General features: G+C 36.0%; 23 protein-coding genes. 12 read left to right on the top strand and 11 right to left on the bottom strand.

What is annotated here, in order from left to right; translation table 11 throughout:
* The 6 genes from IWB64_RS17315 to IWB64_RS17290 form a co-directional block, all read right to left on the bottom strand.
* A complete protein-coding gene (locus IWB64_RS17315; RefSeq protein WP_194535209.1) occupies positions 1 to 513 on the bottom strand; it encodes a hypothetical protein in 513 nt (170 codons plus the stop codon).
* Between the two features lie 201 nt (positions 514 to 714).
* Positions 715 to 1056, bottom strand: coding sequence for an arsenate reductase (glutaredoxin) (gene arsC, locus IWB64_RS17310; protein WP_194535208.1), 342 nt, complete (start codon positions 1054 to 1056; stop codon positions 715 to 717).
* 43 nt (positions 1057 to 1099) lie between these two features.
* Positions 1100 to 2201, bottom strand: a protein-coding gene (prfB, locus tag IWB64_RS17305) for a peptide chain release factor 2 (RefSeq protein WP_226975924.1) whose coding sequence is annotated in 2 segments (ribosomal slippage) — positions 1100 to 2134 and positions 2136 to 2201 — 1101 coding nt in all. Because the reading frame shifts where the segments join, the coding sequence is not laid out codon by codon here.
* A 96-nt stretch (positions 2202 to 2297) separates the two neighbouring features.
* Entirely contained in the window at positions 2298 to 3155 is an 858-nt protein-coding gene (locus IWB64_RS17300; protein WP_194535207.1) for a transglutaminase-like domain-containing protein, read from the bottom strand.
* A gap of 72 nt (positions 3156 to 3227) precedes the next feature.
* Positions 3228 to 4175 carry an alpha-E domain-containing protein gene (locus IWB64_RS17295; protein ID WP_194535206.1) on the bottom strand — a complete coding sequence of 316 codons (948 nt, stop codon included), beginning with the start codon at positions 4173 to 4175 and terminating at the stop codon, positions 3228 to 3230.
* A gap of 71 nt (positions 4176 to 4246) precedes the next feature.
* Complete coding sequence (locus tag IWB64_RS17290) at positions 4247 to 5710, bottom strand: circularly permuted type 2 ATP-grasp protein (RefSeq protein ID WP_194535205.1); 1464 nt, start codon at positions 5708 to 5710, stop codon at positions 4247 to 4249.
* A 246-nt stretch (positions 5711 to 5956) separates the two neighbouring features.
* Between IWB64_RS17290 and IWB64_RS17285 the strand changes: the two genes are divergently transcribed.
* Entirely contained in the window at positions 5957 to 6979 is a 1023-nt protein-coding gene (locus IWB64_RS17285) for a threonine aldolase family protein (protein ID WP_194535204.1), read from the top strand.
* Here IWB64_RS17285 and IWB64_RS17280 read toward each other — a convergent pair.
* Positions 6974 to 7348, bottom strand: coding sequence for a YegP family protein (locus IWB64_RS17280; protein ID WP_194535203.1), 375 nt, complete (start codon positions 7346 to 7348; stop codon positions 6974 to 6976). The two genes, IWB64_RS17285 and IWB64_RS17280, sit on opposite strands and share 6 nt — an antisense overlap.
* Positions 7349 to 7573: 225 nt before the next feature.
* On the opposite strand from IWB64_RS17280, the gene IWB64_RS17275 reads away from it, so the two are divergent.
* Positions 7574 to 8674, top strand: coding sequence for an OmpA family protein (locus tag IWB64_RS17275; protein WP_194535202.1), 1101 nt, complete (start codon positions 7574 to 7576; stop codon positions 8672 to 8674).
* 52 nt (positions 8675 to 8726) lie between these two features.
* On the opposite strand, the gene IWB64_RS17270 is transcribed toward IWB64_RS17275, so the two are convergent.
* Positions 8727 to 9170, bottom strand: coding sequence for a thioredoxin family protein (locus IWB64_RS17270; protein ID WP_194535201.1), 444 nt, complete (start codon positions 9168 to 9170; stop codon positions 8727 to 8729).
* A gap of 40 nt (positions 9171 to 9210) precedes the next feature.
* Positions 9211 to 9537 (bottom strand): YbaB/EbfC family nucleoid-associated protein, encoded by a 327-nt coding sequence (locus IWB64_RS17265; RefSeq protein WP_194535200.1) that lies wholly within the window; start codon positions 9535 to 9537, stop codon positions 9211 to 9213.
* Positions 9538 to 9603: 66 nt separating this feature from the next.
* Here IWB64_RS17265 and IWB64_RS17260 point away from each other — a divergent pair, with 66 nt between their 5' ends.
* The 3 genes from IWB64_RS17260 (at position 9604) to IWB64_RS17250 (ending at position 14434) form a co-directional block, all read left to right on the top strand.
* Positions 9604 to 11739: a S9 family peptidase gene (locus tag IWB64_RS17260; protein ID WP_194535199.1), complete on the top strand. Its 2136-nt coding sequence runs from the start codon at positions 9604 to 9606 to the stop codon at positions 11737 to 11739.
* 266 nt (positions 11740 to 12005) lie between these two features.
* Positions 12006 to 13049 carry a PLP-dependent cysteine synthase family protein gene (locus IWB64_RS17255; RefSeq protein ID WP_194535198.1) on the top strand — a complete coding sequence of 348 codons (1044 nt, stop codon included), beginning with the start codon at positions 12006 to 12008 and terminating at the stop codon, positions 13047 to 13049.
* A gap of 125 nt (positions 13050 to 13174) precedes the next feature.
* Positions 13175 to 14434: an aminotransferase class I/II-fold pyridoxal phosphate-dependent enzyme gene (locus tag IWB64_RS17250; protein ID WP_194535197.1), complete on the top strand. Its 1260-nt coding sequence runs from the start codon at positions 13175 to 13177 to the stop codon at positions 14432 to 14434.
* Positions 14435 to 14534: 100 nt separating this feature from the next.
* On the opposite strand, the gene IWB64_RS17245 is transcribed toward IWB64_RS17250, so the two are convergent.
* Complete coding sequence (locus IWB64_RS17245; RefSeq protein WP_194535196.1) at positions 14535 to 15653, bottom strand: GTP cyclohydrolase; 1119 nt, start codon at positions 15651 to 15653, stop codon at positions 14535 to 14537.
* 94 nt (positions 15654 to 15747) lie between these two features.
* A complete protein-coding gene (locus IWB64_RS17240; RefSeq protein WP_194535195.1) occupies positions 15748 to 16827 on the bottom strand; it encodes a transporter in 1080 nt (359 codons plus the stop codon).
* 245 nt (positions 16828 to 17072) lie between these two features.
* On the opposite strand from IWB64_RS17240, the gene IWB64_RS17235 reads away from it, so the two are divergent.
* The 7 genes from IWB64_RS17235 to IWB64_RS17205 all read left to right on the top strand — a co-directional run bounded on the left by IWB64_RS17235 (position 17073) and on the right by IWB64_RS17205 (position 26397).
* A complete protein-coding gene (locus IWB64_RS17235; RefSeq protein ID WP_194535194.1) occupies positions 17073 to 17342 on the top strand; it encodes a DUF4834 family protein in 270 nt (89 codons plus the stop codon).
* Between the two features lie 184 nt (positions 17343 to 17526).
* Complete coding sequence (locus IWB64_RS17230; RefSeq protein ID WP_194535193.1) at positions 17527 to 19980, top strand: YfhO family protein; 2454 nt, start codon at positions 17527 to 17529, stop codon at positions 19978 to 19980.
* A 45-nt stretch (positions 19981 to 20025) separates the two neighbouring features.
* Positions 20026 to 21297 (top strand): glycosyltransferase family 4 protein, encoded by a 1272-nt coding sequence (locus IWB64_RS17225; protein WP_194535192.1) that lies wholly within the window; start codon positions 20026 to 20028, stop codon positions 21295 to 21297.
* Entirely contained in the window at positions 21297 to 22763 is a 1467-nt protein-coding gene (locus IWB64_RS17220; RefSeq protein WP_194535191.1) for a lipopolysaccharide biosynthesis protein, read from the top strand. The genes IWB64_RS17225 and IWB64_RS17220 overlap by 1 nt, the downstream gene beginning before the upstream one ends.
* A gap of 105 nt (positions 22764 to 22868) precedes the next feature.
* The gene (locus IWB64_RS17215) at positions 22869 to 23654 is read left to right on the top strand and encodes a carboxypeptidase-like regulatory domain-containing protein (protein WP_194535190.1); all 786 of its coding nucleotides are present in this window, start codon (positions 22869 to 22871) and stop codon (positions 23652 to 23654) included.
* A gap of 55 nt (positions 23655 to 23709) precedes the next feature.
* Complete coding sequence (locus IWB64_RS17210) at positions 23710 to 24078, top strand: DUF7009 family protein (protein WP_194535189.1); 369 nt, start codon at positions 23710 to 23712, stop codon at positions 24076 to 24078.
* Positions 24079 to 24093: 15 nt separating this feature from the next.
* Positions 24094 to 26397, top strand: coding sequence for an FdhF/YdeP family oxidoreductase (locus IWB64_RS17205; RefSeq protein WP_194535188.1), 2304 nt, complete (start codon positions 24094 to 24096; stop codon positions 26395 to 26397).
* Positions 26398 to 26467: the final 70 nt, after the last annotated feature.

The following is a 26467-nucleotide window of genomic DNA, read 5'->3' as shown; positions in this document are numbered from 1 at the left end:
TCAATCTTCGGTTTTTTTCTTCTTTCGTTTTTTCTCTCGTTTCTTTTCTTTCTTGGTCTTCTGTAAGCCTTTCTTTTGCATTGCAACAAAAGCATCATATTTTTCAATAGGAAGTCCGGCTTTTAACTCTTCGTCCTGAGCTTTGGTAATTTTCTCCATTCCCTCGCGCATTTGCTCAGGAGTAAGTTGCAGAATCTGCATTTCAATTCGTTTCTGCAGATACTTTTTTAATACAGAACTCATTACTGCGCTCTCAAACTCATTTAGCTCTAAAGCTTCGGCGATACCAGGCATTTCACCATCAACGATTTGAGCGGCGGTTTTTGCTTCAGGCTCCTTTGGAGTTTCCTGTACTTGAGGTATAGCACTACGTTGTCTTCCATAACCGCTATTTCCATAACCACTATTTCCGTATCCATAACCTCCGCCTCCATAACCATATTGAGCAATGAGTTCAGGACCTGTGAACATTAGAACAAAAAATAAAATAACGAATGGGATATTGTTTTTCATGACGATATCAATTTATAAGATTGTGTTTTTTATAAATGGTTTAACCTATCATGGTTAAAGCTTTGTTAAAATGAAATAGCAACAAATGTACCAAATTATTAAAGAGGGGAGACTAATATAATAAAAGAGAGCATCCCTTTTGTTTTCAAGAGAATGCTCTTTTTATATATGTTCAATTTCAAGAGGAATAAAGCAATGGTATTAAATAATTCCGTCAATTAAATTAACAGGCCTGCCAATAACAGCTTTACCATTGTTAACAACAATAGGTCTTTCAATCAATTTTGGATACAGAATCATAGCATCTAAAACTTCTTCATTAGATAGAAGTTTACCTCTAAAATTATCTTTCCAGATTTGCTCATTTTTTCGAACAAGCATTTCTGGAGTAATGCCTAAGCAGTCTAAAACACTACGGAGTTCTTCCTTAGAAGGAATTTCTTCTAGGTATTTTATGACTTCAAATTCCTGGCCAGATTTTTCAAGCCGTTGTAATCCTTCACGGGATTTTTGACATCTTGGGTTATGATAGATTTTTATCATTTTGCAATTTAATTGTAATTTTTATTCATTTAAAAGTGAAAACCTATTCTTCATCTTTTTGACCCATCATCATTAGAAAGGCCTTTAAAAAAGCATCTATATCGCCATCCATAACAGCATCTACATTGCCTGTTTCTTCAGCAGTTCGTACATCCTTTATCAATTTATATGGGTGCATGACATAATTACGGATTTGAGAGCCCCATTCAATTTTCATCTTTGAGGATTCTATTTCCTGACGCGCTTCCATTTTTTTGCGGAGCTCTATTTCATACAACTGAGACTTCAACATTTTCATGGCCGTAGCTCTGTTATCATGCTGACTTCTAGAATCCGAACAGGATATTTGTATGCCTGTGGGATGGTGAACCAATTGAACTTTGGTTTCAACTTTGTTTACGTTTTGACCACCGGCACCACTTGATCGTGCCGTTGTAATGGTTATATCTGCGGGATTAACATCAATTTCAATACTGTCATCTACAAGAGGGTACACGTACACAGATGCAAATGAAGTGTGACGCTTGGCATTACTATCAAAAGGAGAAATACGTACCAATCTATGCACGCCGTTCTCACCTTTAAGCCATCCAAAAGCAAAATCGCCATCAATCTCTAGAGTAACCGTTTTTATACCAGCAACATCTCCTTCTTGATAGTTGAGTTCTTTTACTTTGTATTTGTTCTTTTCTGCCCACATCATGTACATGCGCATGAGCATGGAGGCCCAATCGCAACTTTCGGTACCACCGGCACCAGCTGTAATTTGTAGAACGGCAGGAAGTTCATCACCTTCTTCAGAAAGCATGTTCTTGAATTCGAGCTTCTCTAACTGGCTCAGAGCTTTATCATACTGAGCGGTTACTTCTGCTTCGTTATCTTCTCCTTCTTGTTGAAACTCTAGTAAAATTTCTACGTCATCAACCAGTGTTTTGGCAGCATTGTAATCATCTACCCACTGTTTTTTTGATTGTATGAATTTCATATGAGCCTGGGCTTCCTGTGGATTATCCCAGAAATGAGGAGCTAAAGTTTTCTCCTGTTCGTTTTCTATTTCAATAAGTTTGGCATCAACGTCAAAGATACCTCCTTAACGCACCAAGGCGCTCTTGTAGACCTTTAAATAGGTCTGTAGTAATTGTCATTATATTCTGTTTTCAAACAAAAATACTACTCTTTTTTATCTATTCCGCAGTTAATGATTGAATGTTTGCAAGGTTAGAATAATTACATTTTAAATTCTATTGTTGGCTTTGACTGCTAACTACTACAGAATGAACGGTTTCGTTCTTACCGGTAGAGAATACTACACCTTTTAAGGGTGAACAGTCATTATAGTCTTTGCCATCAGCTATTTTTATATGGGATGTCCCAGCCAAAATATCATTTGTTACATCAAAACCAATCCAGCCAACAAAGGGCACATAGGCTTCTGCCCAAGCATGCATTTGCGCATCTCCAAAATAGCCGTTGTCTTGATGCAAATATCCTGAAACATAACGTGCAGGTATACCGTTTAACCTTGCGAAGGCACAAAATAGATGGGTGAAGTCTTGGCAAACGCCTTGGCGGATTTTTAGTAAATCTTTTAGTTTGGTGTATACATCAGTAGCTTCTGCGTTAAATTTAATATAATGGTGTACAAAGCTATTTAGGGCCAAAAGGTTTTCAAATATCGATAGTGTAGTATCTAATGTAAATAGATTTTTACTTTCCTCAGGAAGACTAGTATAATCCGTTGTTTTTAAGAAGGTGTCATAGTTTACCTTAAAATCTAATTCTTGAAGCTTTTGAAACGATTTCAACACATCTTCTTCCGGTTCAAAGTCAAACGGATTAATTTCTTTCTTTAATAGTTTAAAATTCGCCTCAAAAGCAATGTGTGTAAATTCGGTTTTTGGGTGAACCCGAATCGTTTTAAAGCCATATCCATTTATAGAAAATTCACTCCTAGCATTTAGCGAGTTGTTAAAATCTATACTAATGAACTGTTGTGAGTCGTTCTCTTGTGGTATTATGAGAAATTGCCAATATGCTTCGCGTACTGGTTCTTCATAGGTGTTTTCTGCTTTATAAGTAATTGAATATTCTAATGACATTAGGTAATTGTGAGTTCGTTAGGTTTGATAAGAAAGTGATTTTTTTTCCTGATTAGCTTTGTAATATAAGGCTTAATAACTAAAAAACTCTTTCTCCATTTTTTGGCTAATTTCATAAAGATGTGTCAACGTATTATTAATTAATAATTGAATATCACTTTCAATATCTACCATGGATTTAAATTCATATTCCGCTCTAACTTTTCCAACTAGAAATGAAGTAGAGTCTCTATCGTGTTTTTGCTTAGTGTCCAAGATTTTTATGTGTTTGCATACTTGGTTTAAACTGTTGATAATAGACCTTGGACAGTTTGGATTAAGAATCAAAAACTCTAAAGTAGAAATGCTTGTTGGCGTTTTTTTGTAATGCCTGCGCATCATATCATAAGATTCCGTGCACTTTAATAAGGTGGTCCATTCAAAGCTATTCTTGAACTTATCGCCATAGCTACCCTGAGCCTTAAGAGCATCATTATATTTGGAACTAATAATCCGCATCACCTGTGTTGCCCGTTCTATATTTGCACCCATTATAATGATAGCATAAATTTCATCGTGCATTAGAGTACTACGCACTTTCCCCCTTAGAATTGCTGACATTTCCGTTACATTCCGTGTAAAATCATCAAGCCCGTTTTTTGTATAAACGTTAGCGTCGTAGTTAGCGATGAAGTGGTAGAATTTATTGATGGATTCATAAAGTTCAGTAGAGATCAGATCCCTGGCGCTATTGGCATTTTCTCGTGAATTCCTTACGTTATTAAGAATAGAAGAGGAGTAGTTGGGGTCTAATCCTATTTTATATAAAACTTCGGTCTCGTTAAGATCGCCTTCCTCATCAGCAGCTGGGTCGCCCACTAAAGTTAACATTGAACGAAGAACAAATTGTCTAGATTGCGATATTTGATTGGGGGCATCAAGAGATGAAAAATAATTTACTCGAAGGTACCTCGCAATATGTTCTGAACGTTCTATATATCTCCCCATCCAAAAAAGGTTATTGGCAACTCGTGCTAGCATAGGTGTTATTTAATAGTTAGTGTTCTTTTTTCTGTTTTTTCTAGAGTAGAATATTCGTACTAAGCATTCTACTAGGTCTTCAATACCCATGTGTCCTTAGATCCGCCACCTTGTGAAGAGTTTACGATTAAATTGCCTCTTTTTAGCGCTACTCTTGTTAGTCCGCCCTTTAAAACGAACTCTTTGTCTTTTCCTAACACAGTAAAAATTCTGAGGTCAACATGGCGCTGTTCAAAAGATTCGGTTTCATCTATATATGTAGGGTGTACGGAAAGTGACATAATTGGTTGGGCAACGTATTTCCTAGGACTTAAAAGAATCTCTGCTTTTACAACTTCAACTTCTTTATCGCTCAATCGGTTTCCAATAGATATACCATAACCACCTGCCTCATCTACAGGTTTAATTACCAAGTTCTTAATATTATCTAATACATATTTTAGCTCTTTGGGTCTGCTGCAATGATATGTTTTTACATTATTTAGAATAGGCTCCTCGTTTAAGTAGTACTTAATTATTTCCGGCATATAAGTGTAAATGGCCTTATCATCTGCAACACCGGTACCAGGTGCATTAGCCAAAGTTACGTTGCCCTTTTTATAAGCGGAAAAAAGACCTGGCACGCCAAGAGCTGAATCTGGTTTGAATTCCAGTGGATCTATAAACGCATCATCTATTCTTCTATATATTACATCAACCTTTTGTGGGCCTTTTATGGTTTTCATGTATACAAAATCATTTTCAACGAAAAGATCTCTACCCTCAACTAATTCAACACCCATAGTTTTTGCCAAATAGGAATGCTCGTAAAACGCAGAATTGTACATACCGGGAGTAATGACTACTACATTGGGTACATCCACACCTTTAGGTTTAACGGTTTCAAGCAAGTCAAGAAGGTTTTCCGCGTAATTTGTAACGGAATACGTTTTGTAATGATCAAAGACACCAAATAGAGCCCTTTTTAATGCTGTACGATTGCAAATAACATAACTTACGCCACTTGGGCACCTTATATTGTCTTCAAGAACATAATATTGTCCATCACTATGTTTAATGACATCAGTACCTGAAATATGGTTGTAAATGCCCCCAGGTGGATCTAAACCTATCATTTGGTCTAAATAGTTAGCAGAAGAGCTTATGAGGCTCATAGGAACTATACCATCTTTAATTATTTTCTTATCATGATAAACATCCCACAGAAAGAGGTTTAGCGCCTTACTTCTCTGTATGCAACCAGATTCAATTATTTCCCATTCTTCTGGTGGAATTATTCTAGGAAAAAGGTCGAATGGAAAAATCTTCTCTTTGGTTTTCTTTTTGTCATACACCTGAAAAGTAATTCCCTGATTAAAAAATGACGACTTTGCCTTTTCGTTTAAATTGACATATTCACTAATGGAATGCCCGCCGTAGAGGTCGAATAGTTTAGAATACACTTCCTTTACTTGTCCTTCTTGATCAAAGATCTCGTCGAATAAAACGGGGTTTCTTTGGTAGGATGAAAAAATCTGATTTTCTAAGTTTACCATAGTATATTTGTTTGTACTTAAGGTATATATTTCTAATATCTTGAATAGAAAGAATTACATAATAATTGAAATGTTAATTTATCATTTATGTAAAAAAAATGGAGATTGTTTATCATATTTCTTGTTAAAAAGAGAGAATTAGCTCTGTTTTATCCGTATATGGTCGTTTTTCATAAGTAATTCATATAGTCTTTGCTCATCTAGTATAGCCTGAACTTTTATAGTCCAATTATTAAAAATCATTACATGCAAATTAATCTTATTAGTGATACAGTAACCAAACCTACCCAAGCAATGTTAGCGGCCATGATGTCTGCTAAAGTGGGGGATGACGTGTTTAAATCGGACCCAACGGTGAACGCTCTTGAAGAAAAAGTAGCTAAAATGTTCGGGAAGGAAGCAGCGCTTTTTTTTCCTTCAGGAACTATGGCAAACCAAACGGGTATAAAGTTACATACGCAACCTGGTGACCAATTAATTTGTGATAAATATGCTCATGTTTATAATTATGAAGGTGGAGGCGTCAGTTTTAACAGCGGAGTATCATGTAAATTGATAGATGGTCATAGGGGAATGATTACGGCAGAACAAGTAGAAGCAGCAATTAATCCACCGGATTTTTACCACAGCCCATTAACATCTCTAGTCTGTATAGAAAACACTACTAATAAAGGAGGTGGTGCGTGTTGGGATATAGAAGAGCTGAAAAAGATAAAAGAAGTCTGCAAAAAGCATAATTTATCCTATCATCTTGACGGTGCCCGTTTGTGGAATGCCTTGGTTCAAAAAAACGAAAGTCCCCTAGCTTATGGAGAATTGTTCGATACTATTAGTGTTTGTTTAAGTAAAGGCCTAGGGTGTCCTGTAGGTTCTGTTTTGGTGGGCAGTAAGGGGTTAATGGATAAAGCGCTTCGTATTCGTAAAATATTTGGCGGGGGAATGCGTCAGGCAGGTTTTCTTGCAGCAGCAGGTATTTATGCGCTTGATCACCATGTAGAACGTTTGGCCGAGGATCACCAAAAAGCAAGAGAGATAGGGGAGGTGTTAGAAAATCTATCCTATATAAAGCGTGTTGAACCTATTGAAACCAATATTATCATTTTTGAAATAGATGAAAATTTTATGACAGGAGATGTTTTTGTAGAAAAACTTAAAGAGGAAGATGTCCTTATAATAGGTATGGGTCAAGGAAAACTTCGTATCGTTACCCATTTGGATTATACCAAGACAATGCATGAAAAGCTTTTAAAAATACTAAAGGGTTTATAGTTTTTTTAAGTCGGTTAAACGATTATGCAAATTTTTAATTCCATTCTCCATTCCAGCTTCCGAATCGTAAAGTTGACTGGTACCTATTAGTGAGCCATTGCCATCTTTTAAATCAAACAGAAATTTACCTTGATGATTGGTCTTTCGTTCAAAATTCCCTCTATTGATTTGAAGTGTATTCAGTTTAGAAAGCGCAGTATCCAAATCAGCCTGGCTATGAAACTCTTCACTTGTAAGTAAGATAGCATCACTTTTAGATTTTATTTGAAAACGATGTCCGGAATTTGTTGTATTAACTATTTCTATCACAGGTAAAATTTTAGGTAAAAGATACAAAATAAGAGTGATAATTTCAGGATTATCTGCCATTGGGTATAGTTGGAAAGTGTATTTATTTTATGTTAAAATTAAGAATATCACAATAAACTGCTTTATATGCTGTTCTATGCTAAGATCGATGAACGGCACGGTTTTGATAAAAAAGAATGTATTTCATCGATGATTCTAATACTTAACAGGAAACGACTTGTTAAATATATATTAAATCATTAACTTTAAACCAACTATACATTAACATTAAACATTAACTATCTTATGAAGAAAATTCTTTTTTCCCTTGCCGTTCTTACGGCTTCATTTAGTATGGCTCAAGACTTGCCAGCTAACCCCGAACCTGGAAAGTGCTATGTACGTTGTACTACGCCTGACGTTTATGTAAACGAGACCGTGACTATTACAGTAAAGCCCGGTTATAAAGTTTTAAAAACTGTACCTGCAACGTATAAAACCGTTACAGAGCGTGTTTTAGTAAAAGAAGAAAGTAAAAAATTAAGAATTGTTCCGGAAGAATGGGGATCTGAAAAGGTTAGCTATGTATCTAAGGAAGGCGGAAATTCTTTAAGCGTTAGCCCAGCTAGTTTTGGTAGTGCTTCACAGACTATAGAGGTGAAACCTGCATATGCTCAGTGGGAGTTGGGTGCATCGGCTCCAGATTGTGATTCAGGTAACCCTGATGATTGTAGATACTGGTGTTATAAAGGATATCCTGCAGAATTTCAGACTATTGAAACAGCAACCCTTGCTAACAATGCTTCAACAAGCAAAACTGCTATTCCTCAAAAGAGTGGTACATATACTAAAAGAATACTTGTTTCCCCAGCTAAAGTTGTTGAAGAAGTAGTTCCAGCGGTTTATGAAGAAATTACTAGAACGGTATTAGATAAGGACGCTTACGCTGTAGAAGAGGCGGTTGCTCCTGTTACTAAATCTTATACAAAAGAGGTTTTAAAAGAAAAAGGTGGTTTAACTACTTGGAAAGAAGTAGAGTGTGAATTGGTTACTTACCAAGCGCTTCCAATAAACTGGGACTCTGGTAGTGCTACTTTAACAGCACAAGCTAAAACTATCATTGATACTCGTTTATTACCTGTATTGGCTCAGAATGAAGGCGCTAAAGTAGAGTTGGCTTCTCATACAGATGCTCAAGGTAGTGCTTCCTCTAACCAGGATTTATCTGAAAGAAGAGCTAAAGCAGTTGCGCAGTACCTAATTTCAAAAGGTATTAACTCTAGTCTTTTAGTAGCTAACGGATACGGTGAAACAAAACTTAAGAACAGGTGTAAGGACGGTGTTTCTTGTACTTCAAGAGAGCATGCTGTAAATAGAAGAACAGAATTTAGATTGATTAATAACTAATTCATTTCTGAATAGACACAAAAAAGGGCCCTTTTAAAGGGCCCTTTTTTAATTACTTATTTTTCTTGAGAAACTTTAAATGATAACCAATTTCTCCGGTCATACCGTAACCAGAGTATTCATCTAATGCCTTTCCTTTTCCATTTACCACACTTAACAAAGGAAAGACTCCTTTTTTATTAAGTTTTTTTAAGACCTCTTGGTTGTGATTCCACTGCTTATCACTCAATAAATCCTTATTTCTAGGAATATCTACATATAATAGGACATAACTTTTTGATAGTTCAGAGAACTCCTCTGTCTCAAAAAGATCTTGTTTAAGCTTTTTACATGGTGGACACCAGTCGCTACCGGTAAAATAAACCAGAACATTCTTATTTTCTTTTTTTGAGACTTTTAAGGCCTTGTCGTAGTTCTTAAGCCAGTCAACATTACTAGTAGTATCGGTTTGGCCTAGTAAACAAAACGGTAATATTAGAAAAAGTAATAGTTTCATCTGTAGTTTAATTTAGTAATCAAAAGCAAATAGCTTGCCATTATTTAAATAACGAGTCCATTCCCGGAATATTGGGCATCCCTTCTTTGGCAACAGCACCAAGTTCTGCTTCATTTACCTGGGTTGCCTTTGCAATAGCCTTATTGACTGTCATAATTAGAAAATCTTCCAATTGCTCTTTGTCTTTTAGTAAACTTTCATCAATTAGAATCTGTTTAACTTCTCTATTAGCGGTAATAATCACCTTTACCAAATCTTCAGAAGAAGATTCTTCTAAGGTTACTGTGTCTAAACGTTTCTTTGTGGCTTCTACTTTTTGCTGGGTTTCTTTAAGTTTCCCCATCATACCCATCATATCTCCAAACATAATTTGTTTTTTTATAAGTTGAATTACTTTGCGAAATTACTAAATTGTGTCTGAAAAACATCAACTATGAGCTTGTCTAAAAAAAAGAAAATCGTTCTTGGGTTAAGCCTTACATTTGTGCTTTTAGTACAAAGTCAACAAAAGAATATGAGTGAAGTTAAAGCACCGATTGCGAAAAAGATTCCACATAACTTAGAAAAGCACGGAGATGTTAGGGTGGATAATTATTATTGGTTGAACGATAAAGAGAACCCAGAGGTGATTTCATATCTAGAGGCTGAGAAAGAGTACTATGAATCTTTGACGGGGCATACCAAAGAGTTTCAGCATCAACTTTTTGATGAAATGAAATCTCGTATCAAAGAAGATGATACATCTGTACCGTATAAACAGAACGGCTATTGGTACATTACCAGGTATGAAATAGGTAAAGAGTATCCTATTTATGCTCGAAAAAAAGAAACATTAGAAGCTCCGGAAGAGATTATGTTTGATGGAAACGAAATGGCAAAAGGTCATGAGTATTTCAGCATAGGAGGTTTGGCTATTAGTCCCAATAATAAATTTGCCGCTTTTGGCGTAGATACAGTTTCTAGACGGCAGTACGTTATAAGCATAAAAAACCTTGAAACAGGGGAGGTTTATGCAGATAAGATAGAAAATACAACGGGTGGTGCAGTTTGGGCTGATGATAATAAGACCCTTTTTTACACTAAAAAAGATGAAGTTACTTTACGATCAGACCAAATTTTGAAGCACAAATTTGGTACTTCCGCAGCTGAAGATCAATTAGTTTTTCATGAGAAAGATGATACATTTGGAACATATGTCTACAAGTCAAAATCCAAGAAATATATTATTGTTGGCTCGTATAGCACGCTTACTTCGGAATTTCAGTTTTTAAGAACGGATAATCCTGACGGAGATTTGAAAATGTTTTCACCCCGCGAAAGAGGTGTTGAATATGGTATGTCACACTATGGTGATCATTTCTATGTTCTTACCAATAAAGATGGTGCAACCAATTTTAAATTAATGAAAACCGATGAGAATAATACCTCTTCGGAAAACTGGAAAGAATTTATACCCCATCGTGAAGATGTTCTGTTGGAAGATATAGATATTTTCAAAGATTACTACGTAATATCAGAACGTACAAACGGATTGAACAAGGTTCATATTAACAGATGGGATGGCACGGATTCGTATTACCTACCTTTTAAAAGTGAAACATACACTGCCGGTGTGGGCCGCAATCCTGATTTTGATACAGAAATTCTTCGTTATGGTTACAATTCCATGACAACTCCAACTTCCATTATCGATTTTAATATGCGGACCAAGGAGAGAGAAGTTAAAAAAGAACAAGAAGTACTAGGAGGGAAGTTTGATAAGGACAACTATAAAGAAAAACGTATTTGGGCTAATGCTCGCGATGGGGTAAAAGTACCGATGTCCATCGTTTATCATAAAGACACTCCGCTAAGTAACACAACACCTATACTTCAATATGCCTATGGGTCATACGGGAACACTATAGATCCGTATTTTTCTACTGTACGTTTAAGTTTGTTAGACAGAGGTTTTGTTTATGCAATAGCGCATGTTAGAGGAGGGGAATACTTGGGCAGGCCTTGGTACGAAGATGGTAAATTGTTAAAGAAAAAGAACACTTTTACAGATTTTGTAGACTGTTCTCAGTACTTGATAGATGAAGGTTATACTTCGGCAGATCACTTATATGCAATGGGTGGTTCTGCGGGCGGTCTACTTATGGGGGCAATCATAAACATGGCTCCTCAATTATATAATGGTGTAATTGCAGCTGTTCCTTTTGTTGATGTGGTCACGACAATGTTAGATGATTCCATTCCTTTAACAACAGGGGAATATGATGAGTGGGGCAATCCAAACGAAAAAGCATACTATGAGTATATGAAGTCGTATTCGCCTTATGACCAAGTAGTTGCTCAAGAATACCCTAATTTATTGGTTACTACCGGACTTCATGATTCACAAGTTCAATATTTTGAACCTGCCAAGTGGGTAGCGAAATTACGAGAGATGAAATCAGACAAGAATCTGTTGATGATGGATATTAATATGGATGCAGGACATGGTGGCGCTTCAGGACGTTTTGAGGCATTAAAAGAGGTGGCTAAAGAGTATGCGTTTCTGTTGGATTTGGAAGGTAAAATCTAAAGGATTAATTAATTTACAAGTTAATTAGTTGAACTAACATAATCTCGTCTGAAAAAAGGAGTGGTTTTATGGCTTAGAAATTGGCTAGATTATTGCTAATATGCTAACTAAATGTTAACAAAACAGCATAAAACCGAAAATATCTTCATTTTTTGGATGTATTTTCATGGATAAAATGGCATATTCAAAAAAAATAGTAATTTTGTCCCAACAATTTTGTGGAAACTTTTTAGTATATGAAAAGTTCTCATAACCAGACATCCTTTATGGAAAACAAAATTAAGGCATACAATAATATCCTAGAGCTCGTAGGAAACACTCCACTAGTAAAATTAAAGAGAATAACAGAAGGCTTTGCAGGTAACTTTTTTGCCAAAGTAGAATCTTTTAATCCTGGCCACTCTTCAAAAGATCGTATTGCGGTACATATCATAGAAGAGGCAGAGCGTAAAGGTCTTTTAACCGAAGGTAGCACCATTATAGAAACAACTTCTGGTAATACAGGTTTTAGTATTGCTATGGTGAGTATTATTAAAGGTTATAAATGTATTTTGGCTGTTAGTTCAAAATCATCGAAAGATAAGATTGATATGTTGCGTACTATGGGTGCCACGGTATATGTTTGCCCGGCTCACGTAAGTGCGGATGATCCACGTTCTTATTATGAAGTAGCAAAACGCTTACATAAAGAAACTAGTGGCTCCATCTATATCAATCAATATTTTAATGAGTTGAATATGGAGGCTCATTACCAGAGCACTGGTCCAGAAATATGGAAACAGACTGGTGGGCAGATTACGCACTTTGTAGCATGTAGCGGAACTGGTGGTACTATTTCAGGTACGGCTAAGTACTTAAAAGAGCAAAACCCAAAAGTTAAGGTTATTGGTGTTGATGCTTTTGGTTCAGTATTGAAAAAATATCATGAAACTAGAGAGTTCGATTCTAATGAGATTTATCCATATAGAATAGAAGGTCTTGGCAAAAATCTAATTCCAGGAGCTACTGATTTTGATGTTATAGACAAGTTTGTCAAAGTAACCGATTCTGAAAGTGCACATACTGCTCGTGAAATTGCAAAGACCGAAGGTATTTTTGCAGGATACACCAGTGGTGCAGTAATGCAGGCGTTAAAACAGTTGAATGAAGATGGAGAGTTTGGCCCAAAGGATAACGTAGTTGTTATATTTCCGGATCACGGCTCGCGATATATGAGTAAAGTGTACAGTGATCAGTGGATGGAGGACCAAGGTTTCTTTGACACCAATACTGTTAGTGAAACTCAAAAAGTACAATACATTAAAGAATAACATACAAGTTTGTAAAAGTTGGAAAGCAATGGCCGTATGGTCATTGCTTTTTTGTTAGAGAATAATATTTTATGAATGTTGCTCTTAAAATCTTACTTTTGCACTAAAATCCAAAGTACACCTAAATGCGAGATTTATTTGACAGAATTTTAGAGAACAAGGGGCCATTAGGAAAATGGGCTTCACAGGCGGAGGGATATTTCGTTTTTCCTAAGTTAGAGGGACCGATTTCTAATAGGATGAAGTTTCAAGGAAAAGAGGTAATTACCTGGAGTATCAATGACTACTTAGGTCTAGCCAATCTTCCTGAAGTTAAGAAAGTAGACGGTGAAACCGCTGCTGAATATGGATCTGCTTACCCTATGGGAGCAAGAATGATGAGTGGCCACACTGATTTTCACGAACAGCTAGAACAAGAATTAGCTGCGTTCGTTAATAAAGAATCTGCTTATTTATTAAACTTTGGTTACCAAGGTATGGTGTCTGCAATAGATGCCCTTGTTTCTAAAGACGATATTATTGTATATGATGTAGATGCTCACGCCTGTATTATTGATGGCGTTAGATTACATATGGGTAAGCGTTTTACGTTTAAGCATAATGATATTGAAAGTTTAGAGAAAAACTTAGAACGCGCCACTAAAATGGCTGAACAAACCGGTGGAGGTATATTAGTTATTTCCGAGGGTGTTTTTGGTATGCGTGGTGAGCAAGGTAAGTTAAGAGAGATTGTTGCTTTAAAGAAAAAATATACTTTCCGTTTATTTGTAGATGATGCTCACGGTTTCGGAACCTTAGGAGCAACTGGTGCAGGTACAGGTGAGGAGCAGGATGTACAGGATGATATTGATGTGTATTTTGCAACTTTTGCAAAGTCTATGGCAGGTATCGGTGCATTTTTAGCTGCCGATAAAGAAATTATAGATTATTTAAAATATAACCTTCGTTCGCAAATGTTCGCTAAATCATTACCTATGATTTACGTAAAGGGAGCATTAAAGAGATTGGATATGTTACGTACCATGCCTGAGCTTAAAGCTAAGTTGTGGGAGAACGTAAACGCGCTTCAAAACGGACTAAAGAACAAAGGTTTTGACATTGGAAACACAAATACATGTGTTACGCCAGTTTACCTTAACGGAAGTATTCCAGAAGCTATGGCTCTTGTGAAAGACTTGCGAGAAAATTACGGAATATTCTGCTCTATAGTAGTTTATCCTGTAATACCAAAAGGACTAATATTACTTCGTATGATTCCTACTGCTACGCATACAATGCAGGATATAGAGGAAACATTAGAGGCGTTCTCGGCAATTAGAGACCGTTTGGAAAATGGTACATATAAAAGATTATCTGCTGCAGTTGCTGCGGCAATGGGTGAGTAATATTTACCTAATTGATAATATTAAAAAAGGCCTCACTATATAGTGAGGCCTTTTTTGTTCCGTATGTTTTAAGTAAAATAGGGCAGAAGGTCCTTATAGCCTATAGGCTCTTTTTGTAAGTACAACGTCGTTTGTATATTTTTGGGTCAAAATGTTTCCACATTTGGCGAATAGCAATATTATCTTCCAATTCCGGTGTACGGTAACACATTTCAATACCTCTCTTATTAAATGTTTTGTAGTATTCATTAAAAATTATGGCAGTAACGCCTTTGTTTTGGTATTCAGGGTGGATACCTATAAGGTAAAACACAACATCCTTATTATATTTTTTTGCTCTTAGTAGGTGCAGGAAGCCAAAAGGAAATAATTTTCCTTTAGCCTTCTGTAAAGCACTGGAGAAGGAAGGCATAACAATGGCAAATGCAATTAGGTTATCTTCCTTGTCTACAATGAACTTAATGTACTCTGGGTTTATAAACGTAATATATTTCTTTTTGAAATATTCTTTTTGAACATCTGTAATAGGTACAAAAGAAGAGAGTTTAGAATAGGTTTGGTTAAACAGGTCAAACATTTGATCTACTAGTGGTAGAACTTCACTGGTTTTCTTGAAATTAATTTCGCGAAGACCGTAGCGACGTTTTACCAGTCCGTTCAATTTTGTGAATAATGCTGGATCGGCATTCTTTGCAGGAAACTTGTTTTCAACATATCCCTTTTCTTTTACAAAGCTTAGGCGTTCATAATGATTAATATAATATGCATCATTGTACCACGTTACCATGCTTCCAGGTTGATCAAATCCATCTGTGAGTACACCAACCTTATCTAGATTAGAAAAACCTACTGGCCCTTCCATAAACTCCAATTTGTGTTCAGCTCCTATTTCCGCAACTTTTTTCAGAAGGGTTTCTGATACTTCTGTATCATCAATAAAATCGAACCAGCCAAAGCGCATCTTTTTTACGTTTTGGTCATCTACTTCTAAATGATTGATAATGGCAACGATTCTGCCAACAAGCTTGTTGCCTTTATAGGCTAGAAAGAACCAGGCACTTGCATTTTTAAAGGCAGGATTTTCATCTCTATCAAAAGAAGATAATTCATCTTCAATTAAGGGTGGTACCCAATAAGGAGAATCTTTATAAAGCGAAAACGGAAATTTAACGAACTCTTTTAGCTCGTCTTTTGAAATCGCTTCTTTAAGGGTGACCATACATTTATTTTTGTAAAGCCAATATTAGGAATAAATAGGGTTAGAATAAAATTATGAAACTTAATTTTATCAATAAAGAAAAAGTCAGTTTTACTTAGAAATCAATAGCTCCGCTACCTCGTTCTTTATTTTTCTTCTTTTTTCTCTCTTCTTTCTTAAGTTTTTTCAATTGTTTCTTAGACGGGCCTAAGTCAATATCTTCTGCTCCGCTGCCGCTTTTTTTATTTTTGCCATCTTCTTTTTCCTTCTTTTTCATGGCGTTCTTTTTGATAGGCTCACCATTTTCACCAGCACCTTGCTCATCTATCGCTTTTAATTTGTCTTTGTGAAAATCAAAACGGTACGATCCACCGGCGGTTATAAAAATTCTAGAAGGAGTATTCTTAAAGCTGGCACCAAGGTTAAAATCTACTTGAAGATCATCTGTTAACAAATGGGCAACACCACCACGAATTAATACATCTGAATAGCGATCACTCTGTATACCTTGGTTTTCAACAAAAGCACTCCATTTTGGATTGCGGAAAGCATGGGAAAAGGAAACTAAATAGCTTAATTCAGGATAATCTGTTGTTATACGGTCATAGGCAATATTGGTAATAAGGACAAAACGAGGCGTTAATCTACTTTGTGTAATTACCATACCACGATATGATACGGTTGGGTCACCAACGTAAAAAGGATTGTCTCCCAAGTTAAAAGTAGCTCCACCATAAAGTGAAACGGATGGAATTAGGTTTTTGAACTTGAAACCATAATTTGCTTTCCAGCTGTATAAATTAGGTTTGTTTCGTTCTGGATTTTTAAAACGATCGTAAAGCAAATATTTAAGACCTACACGATTTCTAGAAAAATCAGTTAGGTTTTCAGTTATGTCTAAACTGGTATAAGTAATGTTTTGATTTACAAATGTTCCTTCATAGTTAAGCTCTAGTCGCTCAAAAAGCAATCCGTAACGTAATGATATGTCAGAACCCCAGATATTGCTTTTTGTATTTAAAAGGGTGTGGTCTCTTTGCTCATAAAGAACACCGGCTTCTACTTGTAATACATTTCTACCAACAGCATACGCACTAACGGAAAGGCCTGGGCGATTAGAGTTGATAACGTCCGTATATTGTGATGTCCCTATAAATGGAAGGGCAAAAATCAGTGTCAATAGGTAATTTTTCATTTTTTTCGGCGCTTGATTAATTAATTCAGGCTTGTTCTTTTTTGTGTGTAGTCTAAATATTAACGCTCAAAATAAGGCGTTTTTAAAATAGCGAACTATTGTTATTACTGCTTTTTAGATATTGCAAGTCTAATATAGAATAGGTAAAACACATCAATAAAGCGGACTTTAATAATATTTTAGCACTTCTACACAGGTATTACAACGCTAGATTTGTATTTTTGATATAATCATTTTGAAAAAATATGGCATTTTTAAAGACAATCTTTATAATTTTATTGGTCTATTACCTTTTTAAATTATTGGTAAAGATGTTCGCCCCTAAAATTTTTGGTTATGCCGCGCGTAAAACGCAAGAGCACTTTAATGAGAAATTTGGTGATTTTGCGCAACAAGGTTACGGGCAGGCTCCAGCAGATCAGGCAGGAGAGGTTATTATAGACAAGAAACCATCTAGAAAGAATTCTTCAAATAATCAGGTGGGCGATTATATCGATTTTGAAGAAATAGATTAGGATATCATCTTCAAGAAAATCAACTGTCAATTTTAATTACACCTCTTTTTCGGCTTTTTAAAAAACCTTTAAACTTAATTTTTATTTTTCAAAACTAACTGCTATATCTTAAGTTAAGACGAAAACAAATTCCATAGTAGAGATAACTTCATTATTTTAGCCGAATCAATCGATAAATCCCATTATGCAAAAAGGATTGAAGGCCTTCTTCGTACATTTTTTTGTTACCGTTTTCTTTGTTATTGCCGCTTTGGCTTATTTCTACCCGGTCCTTCAGGGCAAGGTAATAGAACAATCAGATATTGTTCAGTTTACCGGTATGGCTAAGGAACAAAATGATTTTAGAAAAAAAACAGGGGAAGAGCCCTATTGGACGAATAGTGCCTTTGGCGGTATGCCTACTTACCAATTGGGCGCGTATTACCCTCATGACTACGTAAAAAAGTTAGATAATCTTATCAGGTTTCTTCCTAGACCAGCAGATTATTTGTTTCTATATTTTATTGGCTTTTATATATTGCTATGCTGTTTAAAAGTAGATTATAGGCTGGCTATTATTGGCGCGTTGGCTTTTGGTTTTTCAACATATCTTATTATCATACTTGGAGTAGGGCACAATGCAAAAGCACACGCTTTAGGATATTTACCCATGCTTCTTGGTGGTATCGTTTTGGTTTTTCGAAAGAAATACCTTTGGGGTTTTATTCTTACGGCCATATCTATGGCTTTAGAAATAAGGGCCAACCACTACCAGATGACGTATTACTTTATGCTTTTGGTTTTGATTTTGGGTGTAGTCTACCTAGTAGATGCTATCAGAACAGAAAAACTAAAGCACTATTTTAGTTCCGTTGGTCTTTTATTAGTAGCTGTCATATTGGGTATAGCAGCAAACGCCACCAGTCTAATGGCCACAAAGGAATATGCGGATTGGAGTACTCGTGGAAAATCTGAATTGACCATCAATCCAGATGGAACAACAAAGGAAAATACGGGGGGATTGGATAAATCTTATATTACCCAGTGGAGTTATGGTATTACTGAATCTTTGAATCTTTTTGTCCCACGTTTGTTTGGCGGTTCTAACAGTGAAAATTTAGGAGAAAACTCAAAAAGCTATGATTTTCTTATAGATCAAGGAGTATCCCGTAGTCAAGCCCTTAGTTTTTCTAGTGGTTTACCTTTATACTGGGCCGATCAACCTGGCACATCCGGTCCTGCTTATATTGGTGCTATTATTTTCTTCCTTTTTATTTTAGGGCTTATCCTAGTAAAAGGAAAAGCCAAATGGTGGCTTCTTGGTGGCGTTCTTATGTCATTGTTCCTTTCATGGGGTAAAAACTTTAGTTTCTTGACAGATTTAATGATTGATTATTTTCCGCTATATGACAAATTTAGGGCGGTATCATCTATTCAAATTATTCTAGAACTATGTGCTCCGGTATTGGCTGTCTTAGCTTTACGTGAACTTTTTAAATCTACGGTAGATGTTTCTGAAAAATTAAAAGCACTTAGAATATCTTTTTTTACGGTATTGGGGCTAAGCGTAGCGCTCTTTATTTTTAAAGCTGGTTTTGATTTTGAAGGACCTAGTGATGACTTTTTAAAACGGAATTATGGAGATGAATTAGTTTCATTAATTCAGGCTGATCGTAAGGCGGTGTACAATTCAGATCTTCTTCGGTCTATAATCCTTGTATTTTTGACCGCTTTGGCACTTTGGTTTTATATTAAAGGAAAGCTAAAAGAAAACTTGGTAATTATAGCTATAGGAGCTTTGATTATTTTTGATTTGGTAGGTGTGGATCAACGTTATGTTGATGGTGATAATTTTGTTTCTAAACGAAAAATGACACAACCATTTCCAGAGACCGCAATAGACCAAGAAATTAACAAAAACAAAGGTATCTACAGGGTTTATGACCCTACTGAGGGTATAAATGGTGCTCGCACATCATATTATCATCAATCTATTGGTGGTTATCACGCTGCAAAACCTGCGGGTTTGGAAGACTTGTTTAGCTTTTACGTTTACAAGGGCAATATGGGCGTTTTGAATATGCTTAATGTGAAATATGTGATTCAGCAAGATGAGGAAGGTAAAAGTTATCCTGCAGTGAATCCTGATGCAAATGGTAATGCATGGTTTGTGAATCATGTAGTTAAAGTGAATTCGGCCAATGAAGAAATTCAAGCATTGGATAAGTTAAATACCAGAACCGAAGCTGTAGTTAATGTAGCTAAAGTAAACGGTCTAAAAGCTTATGATTTTATAGTTGATTCAACGGCGACAATAACATTGGTTGATTATGTGCCGAATCATTTGACGTACAAGTCCACTAACCAGAACGATGGTCTTGTTGTCTTCTCTGAAATGTATTACCATAATGGATGGAACGCCTATGTAGATGGAGAATTAAAGGATTACTTTAAGGCTAATTATACGCTTCGTGCGTTAGAAGTTCCTAGTGGTGATCATACCATAGAATTTAAATTTGAACCGGAAGTTGTTAGAATAGGAAGTAAGATTACATTGGCAAGTTCTATTTTATTGGCACTTATAGTTCTAGGAGGTATTGGATTTACGTTTTTCGGTTCAAAGAAAAACAAAGGTCAAGAAAAGAAGGAAGTTAAATAGTTTTAAGTAAAGATTCCCCAATCTTTCACCTTGTAATTTGCACTTATGAAGAAAGTCCTCATTATCACCTATTATTGGCCTCCTGCCGGTGGTCCTGGTGTGCAGAGGTGGTTGAAATTTGTAAAATATCTTCGTGATTTTAATGTTGAACCAGTAGTATATATTCCTGAAAACCCGCACTACCCCATAGAGGATGCAAGTTTAATGAGTGAGATTCCCAAAGACATCACCATATATTCCAAACCTCTATTTGAACCTTACGGACTTGCGAAATTGGTTTCTTCAAAAAAGACAAAACGGATTAGCTCTGGAATTATACAGACTAAAAACCAATCGTTTTTTGAAAAAAGTATGTTATGGGTTAGAGGTAATTTTTTCATTCCAGATGCCAGAAAATATTGGATAAAACCTTCTGTGAAATTTTTGACGGAGGTTATTTCAAAAGAAAGTATAGATACTGTAATTACTACAGGTCCGCCGCATAGTGTACACCTTATAGGAAGAGAACTAAAGAAAGAAAAGGGTGTCAAATGGTTCGCTGATTTTAGAGACCCGTGGACTTCAATTGGATACCATAAAGAGTTAAAGCTAACTAGTAATTCAGAAAAGAAACATAAGAAATTAGAGTATGCAGTTTTAAACGGAGCCGATAGAATTCTTGTAACAAGCAATACTACAAAAACTGAATTTGAGAGCATTACAAAACAACCTATTTCCGTTATTACAAATGGGTATGATTCTGATTACCAGGGTGACGCATATTTAGACAAGAGTTTTACCATTTCACATATTGGTTCTTTGCTAACGGGAAGAAATCCAAAAAATCTATGGAAAGTATTGTCACAGATTGCCGCAGAAAACTCGGTCTTCCGTGGTGATTTGCAATTGGAATTCATGGGTGTAGTAAGTCAAGATGTAATGGATTCAATGTATCGTTACGAACTTGGTCCGTATATTAAAATGTTGGGGTATGGCTCTCATGCTGAAGCGCAACGCAAGCAGCAAAGGTCACAATTGTTGCTTTTAGTAGAAATTGACAGTGAAGAAACCAAAGGAATTATACCAGGTAAACTGTTTGAGTATATGATTGCTAAACGACCTATTTTGGCAGTTGGCCCAAAAGGGTGGGAGGCAGGTGAGATAATTGATAGCACTCACGCAGGTCAGGTTTTTGATTATAAGGCTCAAGCAGAACTTAAGAGAACTATTCTTGAATGGTATGAAGCCTTCAAAAAAGGAAGAATAACTTCAGAATCTATAGCTATAGAAAAGTACAGTCGTAGGGCGTTAACAGAAGAATTATCTAAATTGCTCTAATGGGATTGGTATTTAAACAGTCATTGAACAACTCTATAATTACCTACTTGGGTTTTGGTCTTGGCGCGATTAATACCTTAGTCTTGTACTTGCAATTTATGGAGCCCAAATATTATGGACTTCTTCAGGTGGTTTTGTCCGCTTCTGTTGTGCTTATGCCGGTTTTGGCTTTTGGGGTACCCAACACTTTGGTTAAATTTTATAGTAGCTTTAAGAATGACACGAAGTCTATGGACGGTTTTCTCACGCTTATGTTGTTTTTACCTTTGGTTTTAATTCTTCCTATAGGAGGCATAACGTATTTGTCAAATGAAACCATAGGAAGCTTTTTATCTAAAGAGAACCCCATTGTAAAAGATTATGTCTGGCATATATTTTTAATAGCTATGTCTATGGCATATTTTGAATTATTTTATGCCTGGGCTAGGGTACAGATGAAATCTGTCTTTGGTAATTTCATGAAAGAGATTTTTGGGAGGGTGGCGCAAACGGTCCTTTTAATTCTTCTCTATTTTGAAGTTATTAACGTTCGGTCGTTTCTTGATTTTTTAGTAGCTGCCTATTTACTTCGTACGCTTATTATGAAAATCTATGCGTATCAGTTACATCGTCCTAAACTAATATTTGACTTCCCTGAAAACACACGGAAAATATTAGTCTACAGTGCATTGATAATTTTGGGAGGTTCTGTTGCTATCGTGCTATTAGAGATAGATAAGGTGATGATCAATCAATTTATTAAAATTGAAAATGTAGCGTATTACGGTGTAGCAAGTTTTATAGCTTTGGTAGTTGCAGTTCCTTCTCGGTCTATGCATCAAATTACATATCCGCTTACTGCAGAACTTCTGAACAAAAATGATTTAGTGGGGCTTAAACGTCTTTATCAGAAAAGCTCATTAACGCTTTACATTATATCAGGTCTTTTGTTTGTTCTTATTTACCTGAATCTGAATGACCTTTATGAGTTATTACCAGATGCGTACCGCAATGGTTATATAATTTTTGTTTGGTTGGGCTTGGCTAAATTGTACGATGCTTTGCTCGGGAACAATAATTCAATTTTGTATAATTCAGATTACTATAAAGCTGTTTTGTATATGGGTTTGTTTTTAGCTATTGTAACTGTATTTTTAAACATATGGCTTATTCCTGCTTATGGTTTAGATGGTGCGGCAATAGCTAGTTTTTCAGCTTTCTTTATCTACAATACTGTAAAGTTGATTTATGTAAAAATGAAATTTAACATGATTCCTTTCACTAGGGAAACCATTCAAATTTCCATATTATTGGTAGTGACCACGTTAGTTTTTTACTTTTTGAATCTTTCATATCACCCCATTATAAATATTATAATTAAGAGCTTGGGTATAGCTGTTCTCTATATAGGGGTATTGTTCAAGTTCAGGATTTCTGAAGATGTTTTTCAAGTCCTATCAAAAGTATTTGGAAAGAAAGAACAATAACTTTATCTTAACACTCTAATTCATAAAGAAAGCCCCCTTTCATACTTGCACTTATCCTCCTCCGCTAAATAGATAGTATTTTTTTCATCGATTAATTGTAAAGAAATGGGGTATATAATCAAAGGTAATCTAAGAGCCTGTCTATATTTAGACCTCTATGAATCTTTGGATAGTGTAGAGGTTAAAGTCTACAAAGTTACGAGTGATATAAAGGTAGCTTGTAATCACAAAAGTGAATTAATTAAACTACCTGCGGATATTATTGCCTATAAATCAAAGAACCTTCTTGGGTCTGGGCATACTAATTGCGAAGGAAATTATACTATAGATATTTGTGACTCTTATAGTGATGGTGAAATTGAAATAGATTTGATTGTAACCGATAAACACGAGAGCTATAGAAAAATACACGACCCAATTCATTTTACTGCACGAAGGCTAACTCCAATATGGAGAGGCGGTAATCCGACTAAGGAATTTAGCTGGAATTATTGTTTTAGTTTTCAGTTTTGGAACCAAGTCCGTAAACTATTAGATGTTTGGACAATTATAGGTAATGTAAAGTCTGCTCAAGACAAAGAAACACCAGTATCTGGTGTAGTTGTTTCTGCAATTGATGTGGATTGGGTAAAAGATGATTTTCTAGGGAGTGCTGTTTCAAATCGTGACGGCAAGTTCCGAATAGATTATAAAAGTATAGATTATAAACAGACGTATCTCTCTCCTATTATAAGTATTGAAACACCTATTTCTTCCATTCCCGGGCCTGGAGTTTATTTTAAAATAACAAATCCTGATGGTATTTTGTTATATGAAGAGCACAGGAGTATGGGGAAGACTCAAGAAAGAAGAAATATTCAGCGTTTTTTCAATATTGACTTGTATATTTAACCTTAATTAAGATATCGGGCTATTTTCTACTAGTCATTATCAATATTTTCTTCAAATGAAGGTACGTATAAAAGGTAATTCAATACGCATGCGCATTACCAAAACTGAGGTGTCTCAGTTTTGTAGAACAGGATATATTCAAGAAGAAACTCAATTTGTTAATAGCACATTTACCTACGCTTTAAGTAGCCAGGCTGATGCGTATGCTATAACAGCAAAATTTGAAGAAAATAAGCTTACCATAGTGCTACCTTTAGAAGGAATTCAGAACTGGGAAAATAGCGAAAAAGTGGGATTCGGTAATTCAATTTCTCTTACGGACGGCAAAACTTTATCGCTTTTAGTTGAAAAGGATTTTACGTGTCTAGAAGATAGGGGAGAAGATGAATCTGAAAATTATCCCAATCCAAAATTGCAACACTAGAAATAGAAGTTAAGTATGTCAGATAAAGACTTTCAGAGAAATGTATCAGTTATAGGTTCTGAAGATTTTTCAAATATAAAAATTACCGAGCCGGTTAGATATGCCGCGGGAAAATTAGGAGTTAAAGAAGCTTTACGCCACGGGTTTAAGGAAATGGGTATTGTACGTTCTATGCGTGCCTTCTTAGAACTTAATCAAGAAGATGGTTTTGATTGCCCAAGTTGTGCTTGGCCAAATCCAGAGCACCCTTCTACTGTAGCTGAGTACTGCGAAAACGGTGCAAAAGCCGTTGCAGATGAAGCTACCACAGATAAAATTGATCGCGATTTTTTTAAGAAGTATTCAGTAGAAGAACTCTCCAAACTCACGGAATATCAACTTAATAAATTCGGTAGAATTACCGAGCCTATGGTTCTTAGGCCGGGAAGTGTTCATTATGAGCCAATTTCTTGGGAAGCATCTTATGAGCTAATTTCAATAGAATTACACAAATTGAATTCGCCAAATGATGCCATCTTTTATACATCAGGTCGTTCCAGCAATGAGGCGGCATACTTGTACGGTATGTTTGCAAGAGCTCTGGGCACGAATAATATGCCAGATTGTTCTAATATGTGCCATGAATCTAGTGGTGTGGCGCTTTCAGAAACTCTAGGCATAGGTAAAGGCTCTGTAAAGCTTGAAGACTTATATGGTGCCGATGTTGTCATCGTTGCCGGTCAAAACCCTGGAACAAACCACCCACGAATGCTTTCTGCTCTAGAAAAATGCAAGAAGAATGGTGGGAAAATAATTAGCATTAATCCCTTAGAAGAGTCGGGGCTTATCAACTTTAAAAACCCACAACATTTGAATGGTTTGTTAGGGGGCGGAGAAGATTTAACTGATATACACTTGCAAGTCCGTATAAATCAAGATATAGCTTTAATGAAGTTGATTCTTAAAAGGCTTGCAGCTCTTGATGAAAAGGGACAAAAAGTTTTTGACCATGATTTCATGCTCAAATATGTTGACGGTTATGCGGCACTTATTTCCGATTTTAAGAATTATGACGAAGAATCATTATTACGTCTTAGTGGTGTAACTAATGAGATAGTAAATGAAACTGTTGCTCTTTTGGCAACAAGTGAAAATATAGTTGTTTGTTGGGCTATGGGGCTAACACAACATAAAAATGGAGTAGCCACTATTTGTGAATACCTAAATTTACTTTTATTAAAAGGCTCTTTAGGTAAGCCTAATGCAGGAACATGTCCTGTTCGTGGACACAGTAATGTGCAAGGAGACCGTTCTGTTGGTATCATGCATTTTGTAGATAAAGGACTAAATGAACGAATTGAAAAGCATCTAGGTTTTAAGGCCCCTACCGAAGAAGGTTTGGATGTTGTTGGAGCTATTAAGGCCATGCATAACGAAGAAGGAAAAGTCTTTGTTTGCTTAGGGGGTAATTTTTTAATGGCCGCTTCTGATACCGTGTATACTGCTGAATCTATGCAGAACTGTGAATTAACAGTTCAGGTAAGTACAAAGTTGAATCGCTCGCATTTGGTTACGGGGAAGACAGCTTTGATTTTACCCACTTTTGGTCGTTCCGAAAAAGACATGAAAGATGGTACACTTCGTTACCAGACTATGGAAGATAGCATGGGGCGGGTTAGACAATCTCGTGGACTTTTGAAACCAACATCTGATAATATTAAGAGCGAACCCGAACTTATTGCAGAATTGGCGGATACTTTTTTTGGAGGTAAGCATTCTGTGAATTGGAAAGGGATGGGTGAAGATTATGAACTTATTAGGGAAAGCATAGATAACGTGGTTAAGGGTTTTGATAATACCAAAGAGCAGTCAAAAGGTATTGGATACTATCTACCAAATAATGTACGTGATTTAGATTTTAGTATGCTGCCAAATGGAAGGGCACAACTAACCGTAAACCCTCTGCCAGAGCACAATTTAAAACCGGAAGAGTTTATGTTGATGACCATTAGATCACATGATCAGTTCAATACTACTATTTACGGTATGGATGATAGATATAGAGGCATCTATAATGAAAGGCGCGTTTTGTTTATGAATCCAGAGGATATGGAGAAGAAAGGCCTGAAGAAAAAGGATGTCATCAATATTACCAGTACTTATGACGGAAAAGTGCGTACCGCGAATAAATTTCTGGTTATACCTTATAACATTCCTGCTGGAGATTTAGCGGCATATTATCCGGAAACCAATGTTTTGGTGCCGCATGATCAGTATGCAGATAAAAGCAAAACTCCCATTAGTAAATCTATTAGGGTTACTGTAGAAAAGGTGAGTTAATAAATAGTCTACAAAATAAAACCCCCGCATTAGATTATTCTAATGCGGGGGCAACAACCAACCTAAAAAC

Origin of the sequence: Zobellia nedashkovskayae, from assembly GCF_015330125.1 — a bacterium.
GTDB classification, from domain to species: Bacteria; Bacteroidota; Bacteroidia; order Flavobacteriales; family Flavobacteriaceae; genus Zobellia; species Zobellia nedashkovskayae.
The sequence above is the reverse complement of the archived record's forward strand: the minus strand, read 5'-3'. Positions and strand labels throughout refer to the sequence as shown.